This window comes from Novosphingobium aerophilum (assembly GCF_014230305.1).
GTDB classification, from domain to species: domain Bacteria; phylum Pseudomonadota; class Alphaproteobacteria; order Sphingomonadales; family Sphingomonadaceae; genus Novosphingobium; species Novosphingobium aerophilum.
Genome location: NZ_JACLAU010000023.1, coordinates 1 through 19,029 on the forward strand (window position 1 = coordinate 1; position 19,029 = coordinate 19,029).

19 protein-coding genes, 1 tRNA gene and 1 pseudogene are annotated in these 19,029 nt (G+C 67.5%); 12 read left to right on the forward strand and 9 right to left on the reverse strand.

From position 1 onward, the window contains the following. Positions 1-110, forward strand: a pseudogene (locus H7F49_RS13020) (IS5/IS1182 family transposase); the annotation flags it as partial. 103 nt (positions 111-213) lie between these two features. Here the strand turns inward: H7F49_RS13020 and H7F49_RS19590 are convergent. Continuing rightward, positions 214-429 (reverse strand): hypothetical protein, encoded by a 216-nt coding sequence (locus tag H7F49_RS19590; RefSeq protein WP_235982156.1) that lies wholly within the window; start codon positions 427-429, stop codon positions 214-216. Between the two features lie 10 nt (positions 430-439). Between H7F49_RS19590 and H7F49_RS19595 the strand changes: the two genes are divergently transcribed. Next, a complete protein-coding gene (locus H7F49_RS19595; RefSeq protein WP_235982153.1) occupies positions 440-502 on the forward strand; it encodes a hypothetical protein in 63 nt (20 codons plus the stop codon). A 27-nt stretch (positions 503-529) separates the two neighbouring features. On the opposite strand, the gene H7F49_RS13030 is transcribed toward H7F49_RS19595, so the two are convergent. Next, the gene (locus tag H7F49_RS13030; RefSeq protein ID WP_185684038.1) at positions 530-2,056 is read right to left on the reverse strand and encodes a tetratricopeptide repeat protein; all 1,527 of its coding nucleotides are present in this window, start codon (positions 2,054-2,056) and stop codon (positions 530-532) included. 156 nt (positions 2,057-2,212) lie between these two features. Here H7F49_RS13030 and ychF point away from each other — a divergent pair, with 156 nt between their 5' ends. From ychF to H7F49_RS13050, 4 genes are all read left to right on the forward strand, one after another. Beyond that, entirely contained in the window at positions 2,213-3,313 is a 1,101-nt protein-coding gene (gene ychF, locus H7F49_RS13035; RefSeq protein WP_185684039.1) for a redox-regulated ATPase YchF, read from the forward strand. 70 nt (positions 3,314-3,383) lie between these two features. Beyond that, positions 3,384-3,791, forward strand: coding sequence for a hypothetical protein (locus H7F49_RS13040; protein WP_185684040.1), 408 nt, complete (start codon positions 3,384-3,386; stop codon positions 3,789-3,791). Positions 3,792-3,844: 53 nt separating this feature from the next. Continuing rightward, complete coding sequence (locus H7F49_RS13045) at positions 3,845-4,171, forward strand: hypothetical protein (protein ID WP_185684041.1); 327 nt, start codon at positions 3,845-3,847, stop codon at positions 4,169-4,171. A 153-nt stretch (positions 4,172-4,324) separates the two neighbouring features. Further along, positions 4,325-5,542 carry a hypothetical protein gene (locus H7F49_RS13050; RefSeq protein WP_235982146.1) on the forward strand — a complete coding sequence of 406 codons (1,218 nt, stop codon included), beginning with the start codon at positions 4,325-4,327 and terminating at the stop codon, positions 5,540-5,542. 50 nt (positions 5,543-5,592) lie between these two features. On the opposite strand, the gene H7F49_RS13055 is transcribed toward H7F49_RS13050, so the two are convergent. Together H7F49_RS13055 and mutL are read right to left on the reverse strand one after the other, a co-directional pair. Further along, on the reverse strand, positions 5,593-6,105 hold the full coding sequence (locus tag H7F49_RS13055) for a hypothetical protein (protein WP_185684043.1): 513 nt from the start codon (positions 6,103-6,105) through the stop codon (positions 5,593-5,595). Further along, positions 6,105-7,991, reverse strand: a complete 1,887-nt coding sequence (gene mutL, locus H7F49_RS13060; protein ID WP_185684044.1) for a DNA mismatch repair endonuclease MutL — start codon at positions 7,989-7,991, stop codon at positions 6,105-6,107. Before mutL ends, H7F49_RS13055 begins: the two co-directional genes overlap by 1 nt. Before the next feature lie 217 nt (positions 7,992-8,208). On the opposite strand from mutL, the gene H7F49_RS13065 reads away from it, so the two are divergent. The 6 genes from H7F49_RS13065 to H7F49_RS13090 all read left to right on the forward strand — a co-directional run bounded on the left by H7F49_RS13065 (position 8,209) and on the right by H7F49_RS13090 (position 14,315). Further along, a complete protein-coding gene (locus H7F49_RS13065) occupies positions 8,209-9,255 on the forward strand; it encodes a rod shape-determining protein (RefSeq protein WP_280529599.1) in 1,047 nt (348 codons plus the stop codon). 105 nt (positions 9,256-9,360) lie between these two features. Next, positions 9,361-10,308 carry a rod shape-determining protein MreC gene (gene mreC / locus H7F49_RS13070; RefSeq protein WP_185684046.1) on the forward strand — a complete coding sequence of 316 codons (948 nt, stop codon included), beginning with the start codon at positions 9,361-9,363 and terminating at the stop codon, positions 10,306-10,308. Further along, the gene (gene mreD, locus H7F49_RS13075) at positions 10,308-10,847 is read left to right on the forward strand and encodes a rod shape-determining protein MreD (RefSeq protein ID WP_185684047.1); all 540 of its coding nucleotides are present in this window, start codon (positions 10,308-10,310) and stop codon (positions 10,845-10,847) included. Before mreC ends, mreD begins: the two co-directional genes overlap by 1 nt. Continuing rightward, positions 10,847-13,006, forward strand: a complete 2,160-nt coding sequence (gene mrdA / locus H7F49_RS13080; RefSeq protein ID WP_235982147.1) for a penicillin-binding protein 2 — start codon at positions 10,847-10,849, stop codon at positions 13,004-13,006. The genes mreD and mrdA overlap by 1 nt, the downstream gene beginning before the upstream one ends. Then, positions 13,003-14,118: a rod shape-determining protein RodA gene (gene rodA, locus H7F49_RS13085; protein WP_185684048.1), complete on the forward strand. Its 1,116-nt coding sequence runs from the start codon at positions 13,003-13,005 to the stop codon at positions 14,116-14,118. Before mrdA ends, rodA begins: the two co-directional genes overlap by 4 nt. Before the next feature lie 121 nt (positions 14,119-14,239). Next, a tRNA-Lys gene (locus H7F49_RS13090) sits at positions 14,240-14,315 on the forward strand. 686 nt (positions 14,316-15,001) lie between these two features. Here H7F49_RS13090 and H7F49_RS13095 read toward each other — a convergent pair. The 5 genes from H7F49_RS13095 to H7F49_RS13115 form a co-directional block, all read right to left on the reverse strand. Continuing rightward, positions 15,002-15,430, reverse strand: a complete 429-nt coding sequence (locus H7F49_RS13095) for a DUF411 domain-containing protein (protein WP_185684049.1) — start codon at positions 15,428-15,430, stop codon at positions 15,002-15,004. Between the two features lie 127 nt (positions 15,431-15,557). Continuing rightward, positions 15,558-15,758, reverse strand: coding sequence for a hypothetical protein (locus tag H7F49_RS13100; protein ID WP_041550295.1), 201 nt, complete (start codon positions 15,756-15,758; stop codon positions 15,558-15,560). After that, entirely contained in the window at positions 15,755-16,111 is a 357-nt protein-coding gene (locus H7F49_RS13105) for a hypothetical protein (protein ID WP_143004953.1), read from the reverse strand. Before H7F49_RS13105 ends, H7F49_RS13100 begins: the two co-directional genes overlap by 4 nt. Positions 16,112-16,177: 66 nt before the next feature. Beyond that, complete coding sequence (locus H7F49_RS13110; protein WP_011445783.1) at positions 16,178-17,233, reverse strand: copper resistance protein B; 1,056 nt, start codon at positions 17,231-17,233, stop codon at positions 16,178-16,180. Next, the gene (locus H7F49_RS13115) at positions 17,230-18,984 is read right to left on the reverse strand and encodes a copper resistance system multicopper oxidase (protein ID WP_185684050.1); all 1,755 of its coding nucleotides are present in this window, start codon (positions 18,982-18,984) and stop codon (positions 17,230-17,232) included. Before H7F49_RS13115 ends, H7F49_RS13110 begins: the two co-directional genes overlap by 4 nt. Positions 18,985-19,029 lie beyond the last annotated feature (45 nt).

Sequence of the window (19,029 nt, forward strand, 5' to 3'; positions counted from 1 at the left end):
GAAATCGTCGCCTGGCCAAGGATGTCGAGGCAACCCTCAAATCCGCAGCAGCATTCCTCTACGCCGCCGCTGCCATGCTCATGATCCGCCGACTGGCACGCTCAGCGTGAGTTTCGAAACCGACTCTAAGATGAAGCGCACCCTGATCGCCCTCCTGGCACTCGCTGCCACGGTTTCGACCCCGGCCATGGCCACCGGTTCGAAGCACAAGCACTATTGCCGCTGCGGCCACTCGGCCGGTTCGAAGAACTGCGGCGGCAGCAGCTCGAGCTCGAGCACCAGCACCAGCTCGACCAGCTCGTCGTCGAGCGGCGGGTCTTCGTCGGGCGGTTCGTCGTCGGGTGGCACCTCGACCTCTTCGGGTGGTTCGAGCTCGTCGACCACGTCGAGCACCTCGACCGGCGGGACCAAGGTTCCCGAGCCGGGCATGCTGGGTCTGATGGGTCTGACCCTGGTCGGGCTGGGCATGAGCCGCCGCCGTCAGGGCAACGGCGCCGCCTGAGCTGAAGCCCTGCCCGCCGGGCGGGGCTCAGCCCTCCGGACGCAGCCCCGCCGCCTTGGCGCGGGCCAGCCGGGCCCTGAACACGGTGTTCTTCGGGTCGGCGACCAGGGCGGCCTCGATCAAGGCCAGCCCGCGGGGCGCATCCCGACCCGCATCCAATCGAACGACCCCGGCAGCGAACTGCATGTCGGGGTTCGTCGCATCCAGCGCCATGGCGCGGTCCGCCGAGGCGATCGCCAGATCATGCTGGCCCGAACGGCTTGCCGCGATGGCCAGGCGCCGCAGCACTTCGGCATCTTCGCCGCGCGCCTTGAGCGCCGAGTAAGCCGCGACGGCCGCCGGCCATTGCCCGCGCGCCGCGGCATCCTCGCCCTGGCGCATCAGGCGCTGCGTCTCCGCAAGGCCTGACCGGCGCTGGGCGAAGCCGGCGGCCTCGGGCGATCCTGCCGCCCGGGCAGCCCGCTCCGCCAGATCGAGCTCGCGCTCCCCGGCGGCGGCAGCCTTGGCCAGCGGCCGGATTGTCTCCAGCGCGGTCCGGGCATCTCCGGTGGCAAGCTGCGCCTCGGCCAGCATCAGGCGCGAGTAGGGGTTCTGCGGCGAGGCGGCGAGCGCCCGGCGGAACAGGGCGCGAGCCTGTTCGGGCTGCCCCAGGTTGAGCAGCGCCTCGGCATAGGCCAGGCCATCGGCCGAGCGCGGATCGAGCGAAGCCTCGTAAGGAGCGAGCCGTTCGCGCACCGTGGCCCAATCGCCCTTGAGCTGGGCCACCTGCACCACCCATTCGCGCACCCGGACGTCGTCCGGCGCGATCGCTTCGGCGGCCTTGACCAGACGCTCGACCTCGTCGTCGCGACCGGCGGCATCGGCCAGGGCCGCCTGGCCGAGCAGCGGCTCGACCCGGGTCGGGGCCTGCTGGGCTGCCGCAGCGAATACCTTGCGCGCCTCGTCCTGGCGGTCCTGCGCGGCCAGCAGATCGCCCTCGAGCAACTGCACCGACAGGGCCTTCGCGTCACGCTGCTTGAGCTGCGCGAGCAGGCGCTCGGCAGCCGGCCAGTCCTCGCCATCCATGAGCAGTCGGGCATAGGCGATCAGCAACCGCATGTCGTAGCCAGCCGCGGCGCCGGCGGCATAGGCGGACAAGGCGCCGGGCTGGTCCTCCCTGGCCAGAGCGGCCCCGGCCCGGATCCGCCATGCGGCCGGGCTCTGGTCCCGGGCGAGCAGGGCGACGGCCCGTTCGGGCTGGCCGCGCAGCAGCTCGGCCTCGGCCCGCAGGCGGACCATGTCGGGCGTGCCGGTCGCCTGGGGACCAAGCTTGTCCAGCGTGGCGATCGCGCCCTCGCCATCCCCCAGGCGGACCTGGACCTGGGCCAGCAGGGCGAGCGCGCCGGGGTCGTCCGGGCGCTGCTTGAGCAATTGCAGCAGATCGATCCGCGCTGCCTGGTCGCTTTCGGCGGCATAGGCCTCGCGGGCATGGGCCAGGAGCGTGTCGGGATCGGTGGAAGCACCGCAGGCGCTCAGCAGCAGCAGGCCGGCAGCCATGATGACGGGTCGCAGCATCGGTCTCATGGCGGCAGCCATAGCAGGCAAATGCTTCCGATCGGTTGATCAACAGGCGGCGCTGCCGAGGGGACGGCAGCCGGCGCTCAAGCCCGTGTTTGCAACCGCACCCCTTCCCCTCTATGGGCCCGGCAAACTGGATTTCCGGAGTAAACCATGGGCTTTCGTTGCGGGATTGTCGGGCTGCCGAATGTCGGCAAGTCGACGCTGTTCAATGCGCTGACCGAAACGCAGGCGGCGCAGGCGGCGAACTATCCGTTCTGCACGATCGAACCGAACGTGGGCAATGTCGGCGTGCCCGACCCGCGTCTGGACGAACTGGCCCGCATCGCCGGCAGCGCGAAGATCATTCCGACCCAGTTGGGCTTTGTCGACATTGCGGGACTGGTGCGCGGGGCCAGCAAGGGCGAGGGCCTGGGCAACCAGTTCCTTGGCAACATCCGCGAGGTCGATGCGATCGTCCACGTGCTGCGCTGCTTCGAGAACGACGACATCCAGCACGTCGACAACAAGGTCGATCCGATCTCGGATGCCGACACGGTCGAGACCGAGCTGATGCTGGCCGATCTGGAAAGCCTGGAAAAGCGCGTGCCCGCGGCCCAGAAGAAGGCGGCGGCCGGGGACAAGGAAAACAAGATCATCGCCTCGGTGCTGGGCCAGGCGCTCGAGCTGCTGCGCGAGGGCAAGCCCGCCCGGCTGACCCAGCCGAAGGACGATGAAGAGGCGCGGGTGTTTCGCCAGGCCCAGCTGCTCACCGCCAAGCCCGTGCTCTATGTCTGCAATGTCGAGGAAGAGAGCGCGGCCGAAGGCAACGCCTTCTCTGCCCGCGTGTTCGAAAAGGCCAAGGCCGAGGGCGCCAATGCGGTGATCGTCTCGGCCGCGATCGAGGCCGATCTGGTCGGAATGGATGCCGAGGAGCGGCTCGCGTTCCTTGAGGAGATGGGGCTGCATGAAACCGGGCTGGCCCGGGTGATCCGGGCCGGTTACGACCTGCTGCACCTGCTCACCTTCTTCACCGTGGGGCCGAAGGAGGCGCGCGCCTGGACCGTCCACCAGGGCGCCAAGGCCCCCGAAGCGGCGGGCGAGATCCATTCCGACATGCAGCGCGGGTTCATTCGCGCCGAAACGATCGCCTATGCCGACTATGTCGCCCTGGGTGGTGAAACCGGGGCGAAGGATGCCGGCAAACTGCGCCAGGAAGGCAAGGAGTACGTGGTGCAGGACGGTGACGTGATGCACTTCAAGTTCAACGTCTAAGGCGCTATATCCCGGCCGGGCTGATCGATCGGGATGGCGTTCGATGGATTGTGGAACCTCGGATGCGGGCGTGAGTGCCGACTGCGCGGGTGACAGCTCCGCCTTCGGGTTTGCGGATGTGACTATCCCCGTCACTGCCGAAGAGGCCGACCGGGCCGATCTGGAAGCACTGGTTCCGATGCTGCTCGGGGCGATCGCCCCCACGCTCTTCCTCGTGATCCTGCTGGGCATGCTGTTTCCGCGCGTGTCGTGGTCGGTTTTGCTGCTGATCCCGTTCATGGCTGCGGTGGTGGCACCTTACTGGATTGCCTGGCGCTCCGGTCGTCCGCTGCGGATCGGTGGGACCCGGGTCCGGGGTCAGGCCCGGGGGCGCATCCTGGTCGCGGGTGCCCTCTCCGCGCTGATCCTGTTGTTTTTCACCAAGCCCGCGCTGTGGTGGCTGGCTGAATGGCTGGCGCAGCGTCTGCCGCAGTGGTGAACCTTCGTCCCTCCCCCCTTCCCCGAAACACGGCGTGGGCCTATAGGACCCCCATGTTCCGCCACCTGCTGGCCTTCCTGCTGATCTTCGGCCTTGCCCTGCCGGCCATGGCGGCGCCGCTGCATTGCGCCACCATGGCGCAGCCTGCGGCGATGACCGCGCACCACCGACACGGGGACCATCATCAGCAGGCGCCGCAAGCGCCCGCCAAGGCCGCCCCCATGCAGGACTGCCTCGGCTGCGCCGCCCTGCGCGAACCCTTGCCCCCGCCAGCCGGGCTGGTTGCCCTGCCCGCGCTGCCGCTGATCGCTCCCCGGTTGGCGGCGATGGTCGGCCATCGCCCCGCGCCCGAAACACCGCCTCCGCGGCCCCTGTCCTGATCGCCGCGCACGCCCCGGCGTGCCCCACGCTTTCAAAGACAGGATTGATTTTCCATGCTTCGTACCACGTTGGTGGCGCTGGCCTGCGCCACCGCCCTTCCCGCTGTTGCCCATGGTCAGCAGGCTACCCCTTCCCCTCAAGACCATTCCCGGATGGACCATTCCAGGATGGGCCATCCGCAGATGGACCACTCGGGCATGAACCAGTCCGGCAGGCCAGGTGCGGGGGCGAGCCCGGCGTTCTCCACCGGATCGGGCACGGCTCGCCTGCCCGGGGCCGAGCCGCATGGTCCGGCCTTTCACCTTATGGCCGGCGACTGGATGGTCATGCTCCATGGCATCGCCTCGGCCCAGTACACGGCCGCCAGCGGCCCGCGAGGCAGTGACAAGCTCTACACCACCTCGATGCTGATGGGCACGGTGAGCCGCGCCACGGGCTGGGGCAAGGTGCAGGTCCGCACCATGCTGAGCCACGAGCCCACGCTGCGCCGCGATGGCTATCCCAACCTCTTCGCCACGGGTGAGACCGCTTACGGCAAGCCCCTGGTCGACCGTCAGCATCCGCACGATCTGGTGATGGAGCTGTCGGCCCGGGTCGACGTGAACGTGGCTCCGGACACGGCGCTGTTTCTCTATGGCGGACCGGCTGGCGAGCCGGCGCTGGGGCCGAGCATGTTCATGATGCGCGGCTCGGCGATCTATAACCCCGAGCCGCCGATCACGCACCACTGGTTCGATTCCACCCACATCACCTATGGCGTGGTGACCGCCGGGGTGACGAGCCGGCTGTTCCAGATTGAGGCCTCGGCCTTCCGCGGGCGCGAGCCGGACGAGCGGCGGTGGAACATCGAAACCGGCAAGCTCGATTCCTGGTCGGTCCGCGGCACGCTGACGCCGTCTCCGCGCTGGGCGATCCAGGCGAGCTATGGCCAGATCAAGGAGCCGGAGGCGACCCATCCCGGCGAGGACGAGCGGCGCTTCACCGCCTCGGCCCACTATGCCGACGGTCGGCGCCTCTCCGCCATGCTGGCCTTCAGCGCCAAGCGGCGGGTGCCCGGAGAGACGCTGACCGCGATGATCGCCGAAGCCAACTGGAAGCTGGGTCCGCACAACGCCCTGTTCGGCCGGATCGAGAACGTCGGCAATGACGAGCTCTTTCCCGATCACGCCAAGGGCACCGGCGATCACGAGCATGCCGAACGGGTGACCAAGCTCCAGGCCGGCTATGCCCGACTGGTGCCGACGGCAGTGGGCGAAATGGCGCTGGGCGCCACGGTGAGCACCTTCGCCAAGCCGGCCAGCCTGTCGGCCGCTTATGGCCGGACCCCGGTCCAGGCCACCCTCTTCGCCCGGATCCGGATCGGTCGATAGGACGCCCGGCCCCGTCCGCTCCGCTCAACGCGCCCGGTCAAAGCTTTCGCTCAACAGCGTAGCATGCCGGGCGCGGTGAAGACGATCTGGTCCCACGCGTCGCGGATCGTCAGGACTGCGGGCCAGGCGAGGCTCTCGACGCCCAGCGCGGTGCCATCGCCGGCAGCGCGGGCCAGGGTGATTGAGTGGCTCTTGCCGACATAATGGGCGCGCAGACTGGGCACGAGTTCTGCGCTGCCCACGTCGGCCGCCAGGATCATTACGCGCCCCGCCACCTTGACCAGCGCCCGCCGGCCGTTGGCGAGCAGGATCGGCGGGGTGCCGGGCTGGCTGGCCGAGGCGAAGCGGCAGGCCGGTCCGCCGAACCGGTCAGTGGCAGGATTGCGCTCTGCGAGGGGCTCCGGGCTCAGCGCGACCGGTGGCGGATGGACCTTCTGGGCGGCTTCGACCATCGCTATGGCTCGGGCATCGTCCCGGGCCTGGCGGGCCGGGTCGGCGGCCGGGTGGCATGCGGTGAGCAGCCCGCCGATGCAGGCGCCGAGCCAGCTCCGGAAGCCCGGCATCAGGCCCGGCCGAACAGTTTCTCGATGTCGCCATGCGCCAGCTTCACCCAGGTCGGGCGGCCGTGATTGCACTGACCCGACCGGGGGGTGCGTTCCATTTCGCGAAGCAGGGCGTTCATCTCTGCCACGGACAACGCGCGACCGGCCCGGACGGATCCATGGCAGGCCATGGTCGCCAGCACGAGGTCGAGCCGCTCGCCCAGCAGCAGCGCCGTCCCGTGCAGCGCGATATCGTCGGCGATGTCGCGCACCAGCGCGGCGATGTCGCCGCCGGCCAGGGGAGCGGGGACCGCCCGGACCAGCATGGCATCGGGCCCGAACCGCTCGATCGCCAGGCCGAACCGGGCAAGGTCCGCGGCGCAGTCCTCCAGCCGGTCACAGGCCGGCTCGTCCAGCTCGACCACCTCGGGGATCAGCAGCGCCTGGCTTGCGGCCAGTCGGTCGCCCGCTCCGGCCGCCTTGAGCCGTTCCAGCACCAGCCGTTCGTGAGCGGCATGCTGATCGACGATCACCAGCCCGTCGGCCGCTTCGGCCACGATATAGGTCTGCGCCACCTGCCCGCGCGCAACCCCGAGCGGGAAAGCGGCGGCATCGTCGCCCCCTTCCCCCGGGCCCGGGTCGATCGCCGGTTCGGCCCGGCCAACCGGAGCCAGACCGGCCGAAGTGAGACCGCCCGAAGTGTAACTGGCCGGAGACATCACCTCGCGCTCGTACTGGCGCCAGGCCAGCCCCGCCTCGTGGACACGCGGCGAGGGGGCCGAATGCTCCCGCCCGAAGAGCGAACCGAGCGCTGGCGCGGGAGGCACAGGCGGGGCCGCAGGGCCGAGCGGTTCGACTTGCCACTGGCCCATCGCCGCCACCGAGGCGGGCTGCGCGCTGCGTCCGGCGCCCCCCTCCAGCGCGTGACGCAGGCCGGAAACCAGGAACCCGCGGATGAAGGCGGGATCGCGGAAGCGCACCTCGGTCTTGGCCGGGTGGACGTTGACGTCGACCTCTTCGGGGGGAACCTCCAGGAACAGGGCCAGGACGGCGTGACGATCGCGCGCCAGCATGTCGGCATAGGCGCCGCGCACCGCGCCGATCAGCAGGCGGTCCTTCACCGGGCGGCCATTGACGAACAGGTACTGGTGATCGGCGACCCCGCGATTGAAGGTCGGCAGCCCCGCGACGCCGGTCAGCCGCGCGACCGCGCCGGTGCCGAACCCCCGCTCCGCCTCGATCGCCACGCCCTCGTCGGCCAGTTCGCGGGCGACCAGCTGGGCGACCCGCCGGGCGAGGCCCTCGCCCCCCTGGATCGCCAGGGCACGGCGCCCGTCGTGCTCCAGCACGAAGCCCACGTCGGGCCGCGCCATGGCCAGGCGGCGGACGACGTCGAGGCAGGCGGCATATTCGGAGCGAGCGGAACGGAGGAACTTGCGGCGGGCTGGGATGCGGGCAAACAGGTCCGTCACGCGGATGCGGGTGCCCGGCGGCAGTGCGGCGGGTCCGTCCAGCACCACGTCGCCGTGATCGACCACCCGCTGCCACCCCTCGGCATGGCTTCCGGGCCGGCTCTCGATGGTCAGCCGGGCGACGCTGGCGATCGACGGCAAGGCCTCGCCGCGGAAACCCAGGGTGGTGACCAGCTCGATCGCCTCGTCGGGCAGCTTGGACGTGGCGTGGCGCTCCAGCGCGAGCGCCATCTCCGCCCGGTCCATGCCGCAGCCGTCATCCGTGACCTCGATCAGGTCGAGTCCGCCACCGGCCAGCCGCACCGTGATCTGCCCCGCCCCGGCATCGATCGCGTTCTCGACCAGCTCCTTCAGGGCGGCCGCCGGACGCTCGACCACCTCGCCCGCGGCGATGCGGTTGATCAGGGTCTCCGGCAGGCGGCGGATCGTGGGCATCGTGCTGTCTTGGGACGTAAGGGACGCGAAAGGCACCAACTAACGACGAAGCGGCCGGAATTCGAGCCGACCGTCCCGCCTGTCCCCGCCTTTCGCGACAAAATTTTGGCCTTTGCCGCAGCGCTGCGCTAAGGAGCCGCGTCCCTAACCACAGGCAGGCGCTTTCCGGGTCGCGGAAAGGACCGCCGCTGAGCCAAGAAGGCACGGAAATCCCTAGATGTCCTCAATGATGTCCCGATTCTTCAAGCTGGGCTCGCAGAACCTCGCGATCGACCTCGGCACCGCCAACACGCTGGTCTATGCGCAGGATCGCGGGATCGTGCTGAACGAGCCTTCGGTCGTGGCGATCGAGACCACCAACGGCATCAAGAAGGTCAAGGCCGTGGGTGACGATGCCAAGATGATGATGGGCAAGACCCCGGACAACATCGAGGCGATCCGCCCGCTGCGGGACGGCGTCATCGCCGACATCGAAATCGCCGAGGAGATGATCAAGCACTTCATCCGCAAGGTGAACGGCAAGCGATCGATGTTCCGTTACCCGGAAATCGTGATCTGCGTGCCGTCTGGCTCGACCTCGGTCGAACGTCGCGCGATCCGCGACGCGGCGTCGAACGCCGGCGCCAGCCAGGTGTTCCTGATCCTCGAGCCGATGGCCGCCGCGATCGGCGCCGACATGCCGGTGACCGAACCGGTTGGCTCGATGGTGGTCGATATCGGCGGCGGCACCACCGAGGTCGCCGTGCTCTCGCTGCGGGGGCTGGCCTACACCACCTCGGTCCGCGTCGGCGGCGACAAGATGGACGAGGCGATCGTCTCCTACGTCCGCCGCCACCACAACCTGCTGATTGGCGAATCGACGGCGGAGCGGATCAAGAAGGACTACGGCGTGGCCGTGATCCCGGCCGACGGCGTGGGTGAGACGATCCACATCAAGGGCCGTGACCTGGTCAACGGCGTGCCCAAGGAAATCACCATCACTCAGGCGAACATCGCCGAGGCCCTGTCCGAACCGATCGGTGCGATCGTCGAAGGCGTGCGCATCGCGCTGGAAAACACCGCGCCGGAGCTGGCCGCCGACATCGTCGACCAGGGAATCGTGCTGACCGGCGGCGGGGCCCTGATCAAGGGGCTGGACGATTTCCTCCGCGAGGAAACCGGGCTGCCGGTGTCGATCGCCGAGGATCCGCTGTCGTGCGTTGCGCTGGGAACCGGGCGCGCGATGGAAGACCCGATCTATCGGGGCGTGCTGACCACCGCCTGAGCGGGGTTCGAACGGGTTGCGTAACCGATCGGGGGGAAGACCCGCACCGCGGCCTGTCGCCGGGCCGGTGACGCCCCCCCGGGCCGGACAGTGAAGGAGCAGCGCATGGCGCCGCCGACTTCCCGGCGCTCGGGCTTTTCGAAGCGGGCGCAGTACGGGACGTTTCTCGGCTACGTGGCCGCATTCGCCGGGATGCTGGCGGGTGCCCTGGTGCTGGTTGTCGCCTTCATGAACCGCGACGCCTTTTCCGGCCTGCGCGGCGCTGCCGGTGATGTCGTCGCGCCGGCGGGCCGCACCATGGCCGCCGGCCGGGCGAGCGCGCATGATCTGGGGGCGGTGCTTTCGGGCTATCTGACCAGCGGTGCCAGCCACGCCCGGATGCAGCGCGAGCTGGAGCTGGCCCGGGTTCGCCTGGCCGAAGCCCGGGCGCTGGAGGATGAGAACCGCCACCTGCGCGCGCTGCTCGCCCTGCGCGAGGTACCGGACCGTCCGATTGCCTTCGCGCGGATGATCGCCTCGAGCGCGTCGAGCACGCGCCGCTTCGCCACCATTTCGGCCGGGGCCGGACAGGGCATCGCCGTGGGCATGCCGGTGCGCACGCCGCGCGGGCTGGTCGGCCGTGTGCTCGAGGTGTCGCGGACCACCGCGCGCGTGCTGCTGGTGACCGATCCGGAAAGCCTGGTCCCGGTGCAACGCGCGCGCGATGGCGTGGCGGCCCTGGCGCAGGGCCATGGTGACGGCACGCTGCAGCTGCGCCTGATCAATCTGGGGATCAACCCGATCAAGCCCGGGGACGTGTTCGTCACCTCGGGTTCGGGCGGGCTCTACGCCCCGGGGACCGCCGTGGCCGTCGTGATCGAAGTGACGCGCGACGGCGCGATTGCGCGGGTGCTCGGCGATCCCGCCACCGTGGACTACGTGGCGATCTATCCGGTGTTCGCGCAGGCCGCCGCCATGCCGGAAGCCCTGACCGCGCCGCCTGTCGCCGAACCGGCGGCGCTGCCCCGGCGCAAGCCGGGCGCCAAGGCGGCCACCGCAGGGGCGGCGGACTGATGCCGTTCGGCCTCGCTGAGCCCGGCCGCCAGATCAACCGGGTGCATTCGCCGCTGCTTGCCCGCGCCGTGCCGTGGCTGACCGTCGCCCTCGCCTCGATCATGCAGACCATGCCGGTGATCGCCGCGGCCCCGGTGGTTCCGCCGCTGGGCTTCATGATCCTGCTGGCCTGGCGTCAGCTCCACCCCGGGCTCCTGCCGGTCTGGGCCGGTCTGCCGCTGGGCCTGGTGGACGATCTCTATTCCGGCCAGCCGATGGGATCGGCCATGTTCCTGTGGTCGGTGGCGATGATCACGCTCGATCTGGTCGAGCAGCGTTTCCCCTGGCGCTCCTACCTCGTCGACTGGGCGGTGGCCGCCGGGTTCATCGGCGTTTACCTGGTCCTGTCCGGCATCCTTGCCGCCCCGCCGCAGAGCCTGCCTCTGCTGCAGGTGCTGGGGCCGCAACTGGTCCTGTCGATCCTGCTGTTCCCCCTTTCGGAGCGGTTCATCGCATTGTGCGATCGGCTCCGCCTCGCCCGGTTCCGGAGCATCGCGTGATGTGGCCGTTCGGTCGGCGCGAGCGGGCCCGCCAGACCATGGGCCGCCACATCAGCACCGGCACCTTGGCCAACAGCTTCGATCGCCGGGCCGTGGTGATCGGATCGGTCCAGGGCGGCATCGGTCTGCTGCTGGCCGCGCGGATGGGCTACATCGCGCTGTTCCAGAACGAACGCTACAAGACCCTGGCCGAAAGCAACCGCGTCAACCTGTCGCTGATCCCCCCGCGCCGGGGCTGGATCCTCGATCGGCACGGGACCCCGCTGGCGACCAACCGCACCGATTTTCGGGTCGATCTTGTGCCCGAGCGTCTGGTTGACCCCGAACGGACCGTCAGCGAGCTGGGCAGCCTGCTCAAGCTCAGCCCGGTCCAGCTTCAGGACCTGTCGGACAAGATCAAGCGGAGCCGCGGTTTCCAGCCGGTGGAGGTCGCAGCCAAGCTCGATTTCGATACCTTCTCGGCGATCAGCGTGCGCCTGCCGGAAATGCCGGGGGTCATCCCGCAGCGCGGTTACCTGCGCTATTACCCGACCGGGCCCGCCGTCGCGCACCTGATCGGCTACGTCGGTCCGGCCTCGGCCGAGGACTACGAGGTGGATCGCAACCCCCTGCTGATCACGCCCGGCTACAAGGTGGGCAAGGACGGCCTGGAAAAGGAGTTCGAGACCACCCTGCGCGGCGTGCCGGGGGCGCGGCGGACCGAGGTGACCGCCACGGGCCGGGTGGTGCGGGACCTGTCGATGCGCGAGGACGTGCCCGGCAACCCGATCCGGCTGACCATCGACGGACAGCTACAGGACTATGCCGCGCGGCGCATCGGACTGGAATCGGCCGCCGTGGTGGTGATCGATTGCCAGACCGGCGGGATCCTGGCGCTGGTGTCGATGCCGGCCTTCGATCCCAACAGCTTCGTCGGCGGGATCGGCCGGCTGCAGTGGAAGATGCTGAACGAGGATGATCACATCCCGCTGCTCAACAAGGCCTTGCGCGGGCTGTACCCGCCCGGCTCGACGATGAAGCCGATGGCCACCCTGGCCCTCCAGCAGCATGGCGTCGACCCGGCCGAGCGGGTCTCGTGCCCCGGGGGCTATCGCCTGGGCAGCCGGTTCTTCCGCTGCGACGCGGTGCATGGCTCGGTCGACATGCGCCAGGCGATCGAACACAGCTGCAACACCTATTTCTGGTCCATGGCCCACCGCGTCGGTTACGATGCGATCGCCCCCGTGGCGCGGCTGCTCGGGCTGGGTCAGGAATTCGATCTGCCGGGAACCCGCCAGCGGTATGGCACGATCCCCGACGCGGCCTGGAAGATGCGGCGCTACAAGCAGGAATGGACCGCGGCGGATTCGCTCAACGCGTCGATCGGCCAGGGCTATGTCTCGGTCTCGCCGTTGCAGCTGGCGGTGATGACCGCGCGGATCGCCTCGGGCCGTACCCTCAACCCCTCGCTGATCCACGGCCGCCCGCAGCCGCTCGGGCCCGCCCTGCCCTTCACACCCGAACAGTTCGCGGTCACGCATGATGGCATGTTCGGCGTGGTCAACGGGCGCGGCACCGCGGTGGCCAGCAAGCTGGCTGTTCCCGGCGTGCAGATGGCCGGCAAGACCGGGACCGCGCAGGTCCGCGCCCTGGTCAGCCGCGGCCACGTGGGGGACTGGAAATCGCGCGATCATTCGCTGTTCATCGGCTATGCACCCACCGACGCGCCGCGTTATGCCGTGTCGGTGGTGGTCGAACACGGCACCTTCGGCGCCCGCGCCGCAGCGCCCATCGCGCGCGACGTGCTGACCTTCCTGTTCGATCCGGGCCGAGCCTGGGACACCCTGCTGGCCATGGAAAAGACCTGGGGCGGCACACCGACCGAACGGATGGAGGCGCGCTATCGGGCCTATGTCGCCAAGGTCGGCACCGGGGCGCCCAGCGTGGGCGATGACGAGGCCGTGGCTCAAGCGATCACCGAAGCCGACAACACCGAGGCTCCGGTCGAGAACGTGGGCACCACGCCCGACACGGTTCGCGAGGAGCCGCCCCAGACCGATCCGCGCGATGCCAATCCCCGGCCCGCGACCACGCCTGAGGCCAGGCCTCGCGCAGCCGCCGGTGCCGAACCCGCCGCCGTTGCCGAGCCGGTGACCGCGCCGAAGGGAGGACAGCCATGAGCACCGGACTGGTCCCCGATCCCGTCGCGCGGCAACCCTGGACCGTGATTCTCCCCCTGCTGGCGCTGGTCACCTTTGGCGCGACGGTGCTCTATTCGGCCGCGGGCGGATCGCTGCGGCCGTGGGCGCTGACCCATTTCCTGCGCTTCTTCGTGTTTCTGGCCATGGCCATCGTGATCAGCCGGGTGCGCAAGGACACCTTCAAGCAACTGGCCTACCCGATCTATGGTCTGACCGTGCTGCTGCTGGTGCTGGTCGAGCTGATCGGGGGGATCGGCGGAGGCAGTCAGCGCTGGCTCAACCTGGGCTTCATGACGCTGCAGCCGTCGGAGCTGATGAAGCCGGTGATCGTGCTGGTGCTGGCCCGGTTCTACGATGACCTGCCGCCCTCGATGACGGCCAGTTGGCGGGCGCTGGTGCCCGCCGCGGCGCTGCTGGTCCTGCCGGCCGGGCTGGTGATGATCCAGCCCGACCTGGGGACCGGGCTGGCCATCAGCTTCGGCGCCGTGGTGGTGGTGTTCCTGGCCGGGGTGCCGCTGTGGTGGTTCATCGCGGCAGGCACGGCGGCGCTGGTCGCGGCGCCGGTCGCCTTCTTCACCCTGCTCCACGATTACCAGCGCCAGCGCGTCTTCGTGTTCCTCGATCCGGCAGCCGATCCGCTGGGGACCGGGTATCACATCCTGCAATCGACCATCGCGATCGGATCGGGCGGGCTGGTGGGCAAGGGCTTCGGCAACGGATCGCAAAGCCACCTCGATTACCTGCCGGAAGCGCACACCGACTTCGTCTTCGCCACCATGGCCGAGGAATGGGGCATGCTGGGCGGGCTGTTCGTGATCGGCACCTTCGCCTGGGTGCTGGGCTGGGGCTGGCGGGTCGCGCTTTCCGCGCCGGACCGGTTCGCCCAGTTGCTCGCCGGCGGGATGGTCTTCACGATGTTCTTCTATGTCTGCATCAACCTGATGATGGTCATGGGCCTGGCCCCGGTGGTGGGGATCCCCCTGCCCTTCATGAGCCACGGCGGCTCGTCCATGATGACCAACATGATCTGCGTCGGCACGATCATGGCGGTGGCCAACTGGAGCCGCAGCGGCACCGGCACCCTAGCCTGACACGCCGCGCACGATTTTTTGCGGCGCGGCAAAAAAAGCCCTTTTCACCCGGATTTTCGACGCTATAGGGAGCGCTCCCGGCGACGGGAACCCTGGCACAGCCAAACGCGGCAGGCCATGTGGACGCATAGCTCAGTTGGTAGAGCAGCTGACTCTTAATCAGCGGGTCCTAGGTTCGAGCCCTAGTGCGTCCACCACTTTCTCCTTATAAAGCATATGCTTACAGCGCGACAGCAGAGACCTGCCGCGTGGCGGAATTGCGCTAGGTAGCTCTCTAGGTAGCAGGCTCCTTGAAACTGATTTTGTGAGCGAAAGCTGCAAAATGGCCGTTCCGCGGGTTGCTTTGCGGCCCAGCTCAAGCTCACTTTCCAAGGCTGGCACGAATCGGCACTCTCAAAGTCGTCAGCCCTGCGACTTATATTTGAGTTCGGCGGTCCCATCTCAGCGGCAGAGGTGACCAAATGCCAATTCCGGATGCGATGATCATTATCTGCCCGTCCTGCTCGATGGCAAGGCGCAGCTCGATGGATGAGCTAGCCTATAGCACGCTGCAGGCGGACAAGGTTCTGGTGTTCTGACGCCGGGTGATAGCAATCCTGCGGGGCTTACTATGGCCGCGAAGGAGCACGGCAATTCGCTCGGTGACGCCTCCAGGCGCTGGCGCTGCAGCCTCCTCGGCCAGATCACAGATCGCCGTGAAGCGGGCTGGCTTGGCGAAGGACGAATGCAGGCGCGGCCTTCATCGCGATCAAGGCGAAAAAGCCCCCGCTCCAAACGTAACACAACTCGCGGAAGCATCTTGCCCCGCGCTCATTCGATTTGCCCGGATGTGCTCCGGGTTTCGCGGGAGCAGAGATAAAGACGCTGGCATCTAATGCGACGACTAATGCTGTGCGTATACGCTGGTGCGCGCGGCCCCGAATGCAATGACGTTATACCGCTGCGCGCGAACGCCCGGCACCTCCATGCCTGGCGAACCGATCGGCATGCCTGCGACCGCAAGCCCGCGAACACCTTTCGGGCGGTTCGCCAGCACGCGGCGCATGTCGACAATCGGAACGTGTCCCTCGAAGGCGATTCCGTCGACAATCGCAGTGTGGCATGACGCCAGGTTTGCAGGAAGACCCGCCTGCCGCTGGAAGGCAGCACGGTTCGCGTCATCGACGATCCGCACATTTCTGCCGAAGGCCTGGCGAACCCGGGCCGCCCATTGTTCGCAGCACCCACATCCCGGATCGCGATGCATCAGGATGTCGCCTGCCGCGAGCGCGGGGGTCGAAAACAACGCCAGTGCCAGAACCAGCTTTCGCATGTGTAATCTCCTCATCCGCGGGTGGCCGCTGAACCGCAACGGCGTCAACTACAGCCAAAATCCGCTTTTGCCGGTAGTCACATGGCAATGCGCGGAGGGTGGCTGAATACCCTCCGCGCACCATTGCTTACTTGTGATCCATGCCGCTCATGTCGTGACCAGCATGCTCACCAGCCTGCTCGCCATGCTCCTTGCAGCAGGCCATCTGGCCGTGCTCGTCCTTCTTGCAGCAACAGCACGGCTTTTCTGGCGTCGGTGCAGGCTCGGCTGCAAACGCGGCAGTAGAAAGCGAGAGCGCGAGGGCGCCCAGCAGATACTTGGATTTCATGTGTATTCTCCAGATAAGATTGAAACGGATCGGGAAACCGGCTGGCGCGGGGGCGGTGTCGGTGGCTCGGGCGTCAATCCGGACAGGCTTTGGGGCGCCCGGATCTCCGGGCCGATCCAATCCCATCGTATGGCATTCAGATTGGTGCCGATGGCAGGCGCAGCAAAGAGGCACGCATGACAGACCCGCGCCACGTCCGGTGCGCCATGATGATGTGAGCGGTCGCCGCTTCCCGGCATGTCGCCGCATTCCATGTTAGCGGTCTGCATCGAAGCCGCTGCCGGGGCGGCGCAAAGCGGTCCTGCGCCGAACGCCAATGCTAGCGCAACAATGAAAGCGACGACCGATTTCATAGGATCAAGTCCTGCTCCGTTGCGACCCGTCGGTCCAGCCAAAGTCATTGTGCATTGCCATCAGAATCAGAACCAGACCCTGACGCCAGCGACAAAACTGACCGCATCTGGATCTTCTCCTGCGAGCCGTGACAAACGCGCGGTGTCACCCGCCTTCCGGCTCCATTCCACGCCAACATAGGGCGCGAGCTCGCGTCGGATCTCATAGCGCAAGCGCGCACCCAGTTCGAAGTCGGTGAGTCCTGATCCGACCCCGATCACGGGCATGTCCTGAGCGGAGAAATTAAGTTCCGCTCGAGGCTGGAAGATAAGGCGCTGGGTGATCCGCTCATCGTAGCTTCCCTCAAGGCGAGCCCGGATGTCCCCCTTGTCGGAGAGGAACATCTGCCCCGTCAAATGGAACCAGTAAGGCGCGATCCCCTCTACCCCGAGCACGGCATAAGTCCGCGAGGGATTGGGCACTATATCGTGCCGCAAGCCGACATGGGCATTCCAGAACGGCGAGATGGCACGTGAATAGAGTGCCTGGATTTCCAGATCCTCGATCGGCTCGCCGAATGCGCCCTCGCCCTCTGTTTTGATCAGGAGGCGATCGACGTCACCGCCGAACCAGGCCTCGCCTGCCCAACGATAACCGTCCCTGCCCTTGCGCGCCTGGAATTCGGCGAGATCGAAGAGTACCATCGACCCGCTGAAGGCTCCATTCTCTCGCCGTAGGGCTTCGCGTGCGCGCGCCATCTCAGCGGGATCGAACACGGTATCCGCGGCATGGTCGCCTGGCGGCGCAGGGGCGGGAGCAGTTCCGATAGCCGGATCACCCTCGGACATGCCCGCCATGGCATTCATATCATGGCCGGAGTGATCGATGGCTTCAGGCCGTGGCGGACCGGCTGGCTTAGGCTCGGCAGCGTGTCCGGCATGGGGATCGACTGCGACAGGCGCGGGAACTGCAGCTTCGGGCTGACTATGGCCGGAATGGTCCATTGCAGCCGGCGGGGCCTCGGCTCGAGCAACTGTGCCGGGCGCATCCTTCATTTCCATGCCTGGCATGGTGGATTGAGCCCCCGCAAAGCCGGGCGTTGCCAGCAAGACAGCAGCGCTGATGAGAAGGGTCGCCTTCATGCCGCGTCCTCCTCATGGCGCACGGTCACGACCCGGAACATCCCCGACATCATGTGCAGCAGCATGTGACAGTGAAATGCCCAGTCGCCGAGTTCATCGGCCGTCAGGTCGAACGAAACCTTGCCACCGGGCAAGACATTGACCGTGTGCTTCAGCGGATGATGACCCGGATTACCTGTGACCAGTTCGAAGAAATGACCGTGCAGGTGAATCGGATGGGGCATCATGGTGTCATTGATGAGATTGACGCGCACCCGCTCCATGTGGCGGAACGCGATCGGCTCGGTGTTCTCGCTGAACTTTACGCCATCGAAGGACCACATGTAGCGCTCCATGTTGGCGGTCAGATGGATATCGATCTCTCGCGACGGCGTGCGCTTGTCTGCATTGGGGGGCAGCGCTTTGAGGTCACGATAAGTCAGCACCCGGTGATCGACCTTCTCAAGGCCGGTCGGACGTTCGCCCGTGCGGTCCATGGGCATTGGCGAAAGCGTCGCAACGCCTGGTCCCATTTTGACCTGCGGCGCGACCGCGGGATCGCGCATCTTCATCGAGCCGTGATCCATCCCGGGCATGGCGTGGCCCATGGCTGCGTGATCAGTTGCACTCGCATCGGCACCGGGTGCCGCCATATCGCCCATGCCCATGTCTTGCATGGACAGCAGCGGGCGTTCGCGGATCGCCGGGATCGGCGCGACCATGCCGAGGCGCGGGGCGAGCGTGGCGCGCACCTGACCGGAGCGGTCGATGGCTTCGGCGATGAAGCCATAGGCCTCGTCGGCTCTGGGCACGACAATCACGTCATAGGTCTCGGCGATGCCGATCTGGAACTCGTCGGTCTCGACTGGCTGCACGTTCTGCCCGTCGGCGGCAACCACGGTCATCGCAAGGCCCGGAATCCGGACATTGAAGTTGGTCATGGCGGCAGCATTGATGATGCGCAGGCGCACACGCTCTCCGGGTGCGAACAGTCCAGTCCAGTTCGCGGCGCTGTCATGCCCGTTGACCATGAAATGATAAGTGGCGCCGGTGACATCGGAAATGTCGGTCGGGTCCATCCGCATCCCGGCCCACATGCGCCGTTCGGAGGCCGACTGGTCCTTTCCCGCAAGTAGTCCCGAGAGGGTCTGCTTTTGCAGGTTGAAGTAGCCGGGCTGCGCCTTCAGCTTCCGCAGCTGCGTGTGTGGGTGCATGAAGCTCCAGTCGGCGAGCATGATCACGTGTTCGCGGTCATAGGCAATTGGATCGGGTGCTGCGGGATCGATCACAATCGCGCCATACATGCCCATCGCCTCCTGCATGCCCGAGTGGCTGTGATACCAGTAGGTCCCGGACTGCCGGACGGGGAATTCATAGACGAAAGTCTGGCCGGCCTTGATCCCGGGAAAGCTCACCCCCGGCACGCCGTCCATCTGGAAGGGCACGAGCAGCCCGTGCCAATGGATCGAGGTTTCTTCCTTCAGCGTGTTGTTCACTGCGAGGCGAACCTTCTGACCCTCTTTTAACCGGATAACCGGGCCAGGTGTCGCACCGTTGATGCCGATGGCATGCCCGTCACGCCCGCCGACACGGAGCGAGGCATGACCGATGGATAGTGCGATTTGCTCCCCGGACACCTCGGCCATCGGGACTCCAAGACCAGAGGTTCCGCTGCGCGCCCAGGCTGGGAGCACTGCCGAAAGCGCGAGGCCCCCGCCCCCCAGGGCAGCCGAACGAATGAGGGTACGGCGATTAAGCGCAAAAGAATGCATGAATGGTGTCCGGTACGATTGACGGCTTCATAGTTCTCTACGCAG

Coding starts and splice junctions, on each gene's coding strand:
- H7F49_RS19590 (WP_235982156.1), bottom strand. CDS start 429: ATGCCCGGCTCGGGAACCTTGGTCCCGCCGGTCGAGGTGCTCGACGTG.
- H7F49_RS13030 (WP_185684038.1), bottom strand. CDS start 2,056: ATGCTGCGACCCGTCATCATGGCTGCCGGCCTGCTGCTGCTGAGCGCC.
- ychF (WP_185684039.1), top strand. CDS start 2,213: ATGGGCTTTCGTTGCGGGATTGTCGGGCTGCCGAATGTCGGCAAGTCG.
- H7F49_RS13045 (WP_185684041.1), top strand. CDS start 3,845: ATGTTCCGCCACCTGCTGGCCTTCCTGCTGATCTTCGGCCTTGCCCTG.
- H7F49_RS13050 (WP_235982146.1), top strand. CDS start 4,325: ATGGACCATTCCAGGATGGGCCATCCGCAGATGGACCACTCGGGCATG.
- H7F49_RS13055 (WP_185684043.1), bottom strand. CDS start 6,105: ATGCCGGGCTTCCGGAGCTGGCTCGGCGCCTGCATCGGCGGGCTGCTC.
- mutL (WP_185684044.1), bottom strand. CDS start 7,991: ATGCCCACGATCCGCCGCCTGCCGGAGACCCTGATCAACCGCATCGCC.
- H7F49_RS13065 (WP_280529599.1), top strand. CDS start 8,209: ATGTCCTCAATGATGTCCCGATTCTTCAAGCTGGGCTCGCAGAACCTC.
- mreC (WP_185684046.1), top strand. CDS start 9,361: ATGGCGCCGCCGACTTCCCGGCGCTCGGGCTTTTCGAAGCGGGCGCAG.
- mreD (WP_185684047.1), top strand. CDS start 10,308: ATGCCGTTCGGCCTCGCTGAGCCCGGCCGCCAGATCAACCGGGTGCAT.
- mrdA (WP_235982147.1), top strand. CDS start 10,847: ATGTGGCCGTTCGGTCGGCGCGAGCGGGCCCGCCAGACCATGGGCCGC.
- rodA (WP_185684048.1), top strand. CDS start 13,003: ATGAGCACCGGACTGGTCCCCGATCCCGTCGCGCGGCAACCCTGGACC.
- H7F49_RS13095 (WP_185684049.1), bottom strand. CDS start 15,430: ATGCGAAAGCTGGTTCTGGCACTGGCGTTGTTTTCGACCCCCGCGCTC.
- H7F49_RS13100 (WP_041550295.1), bottom strand. CDS start 15,758: ATGAAATCCAAGTATCTGCTGGGCGCCCTCGCGCTCTCGCTTTCTACT.
- H7F49_RS13105 (WP_143004953.1), bottom strand. CDS start 16,111: ATGAAATCGGTCGTCGCTTTCATTGTTGCGCTAGCATTGGCGTTCGGC.
- H7F49_RS13110 (WP_011445783.1), bottom strand. CDS start 17,233: ATGAAGGCGACCCTTCTCATCAGCGCTGCTGTCTTGCTGGCAACGCCC.
- H7F49_RS13115 (WP_185684050.1), bottom strand. CDS start 18,984: ATGCATTCTTTTGCGCTTAATCGCCGTACCCTCATTCGTTCGGCTGCC.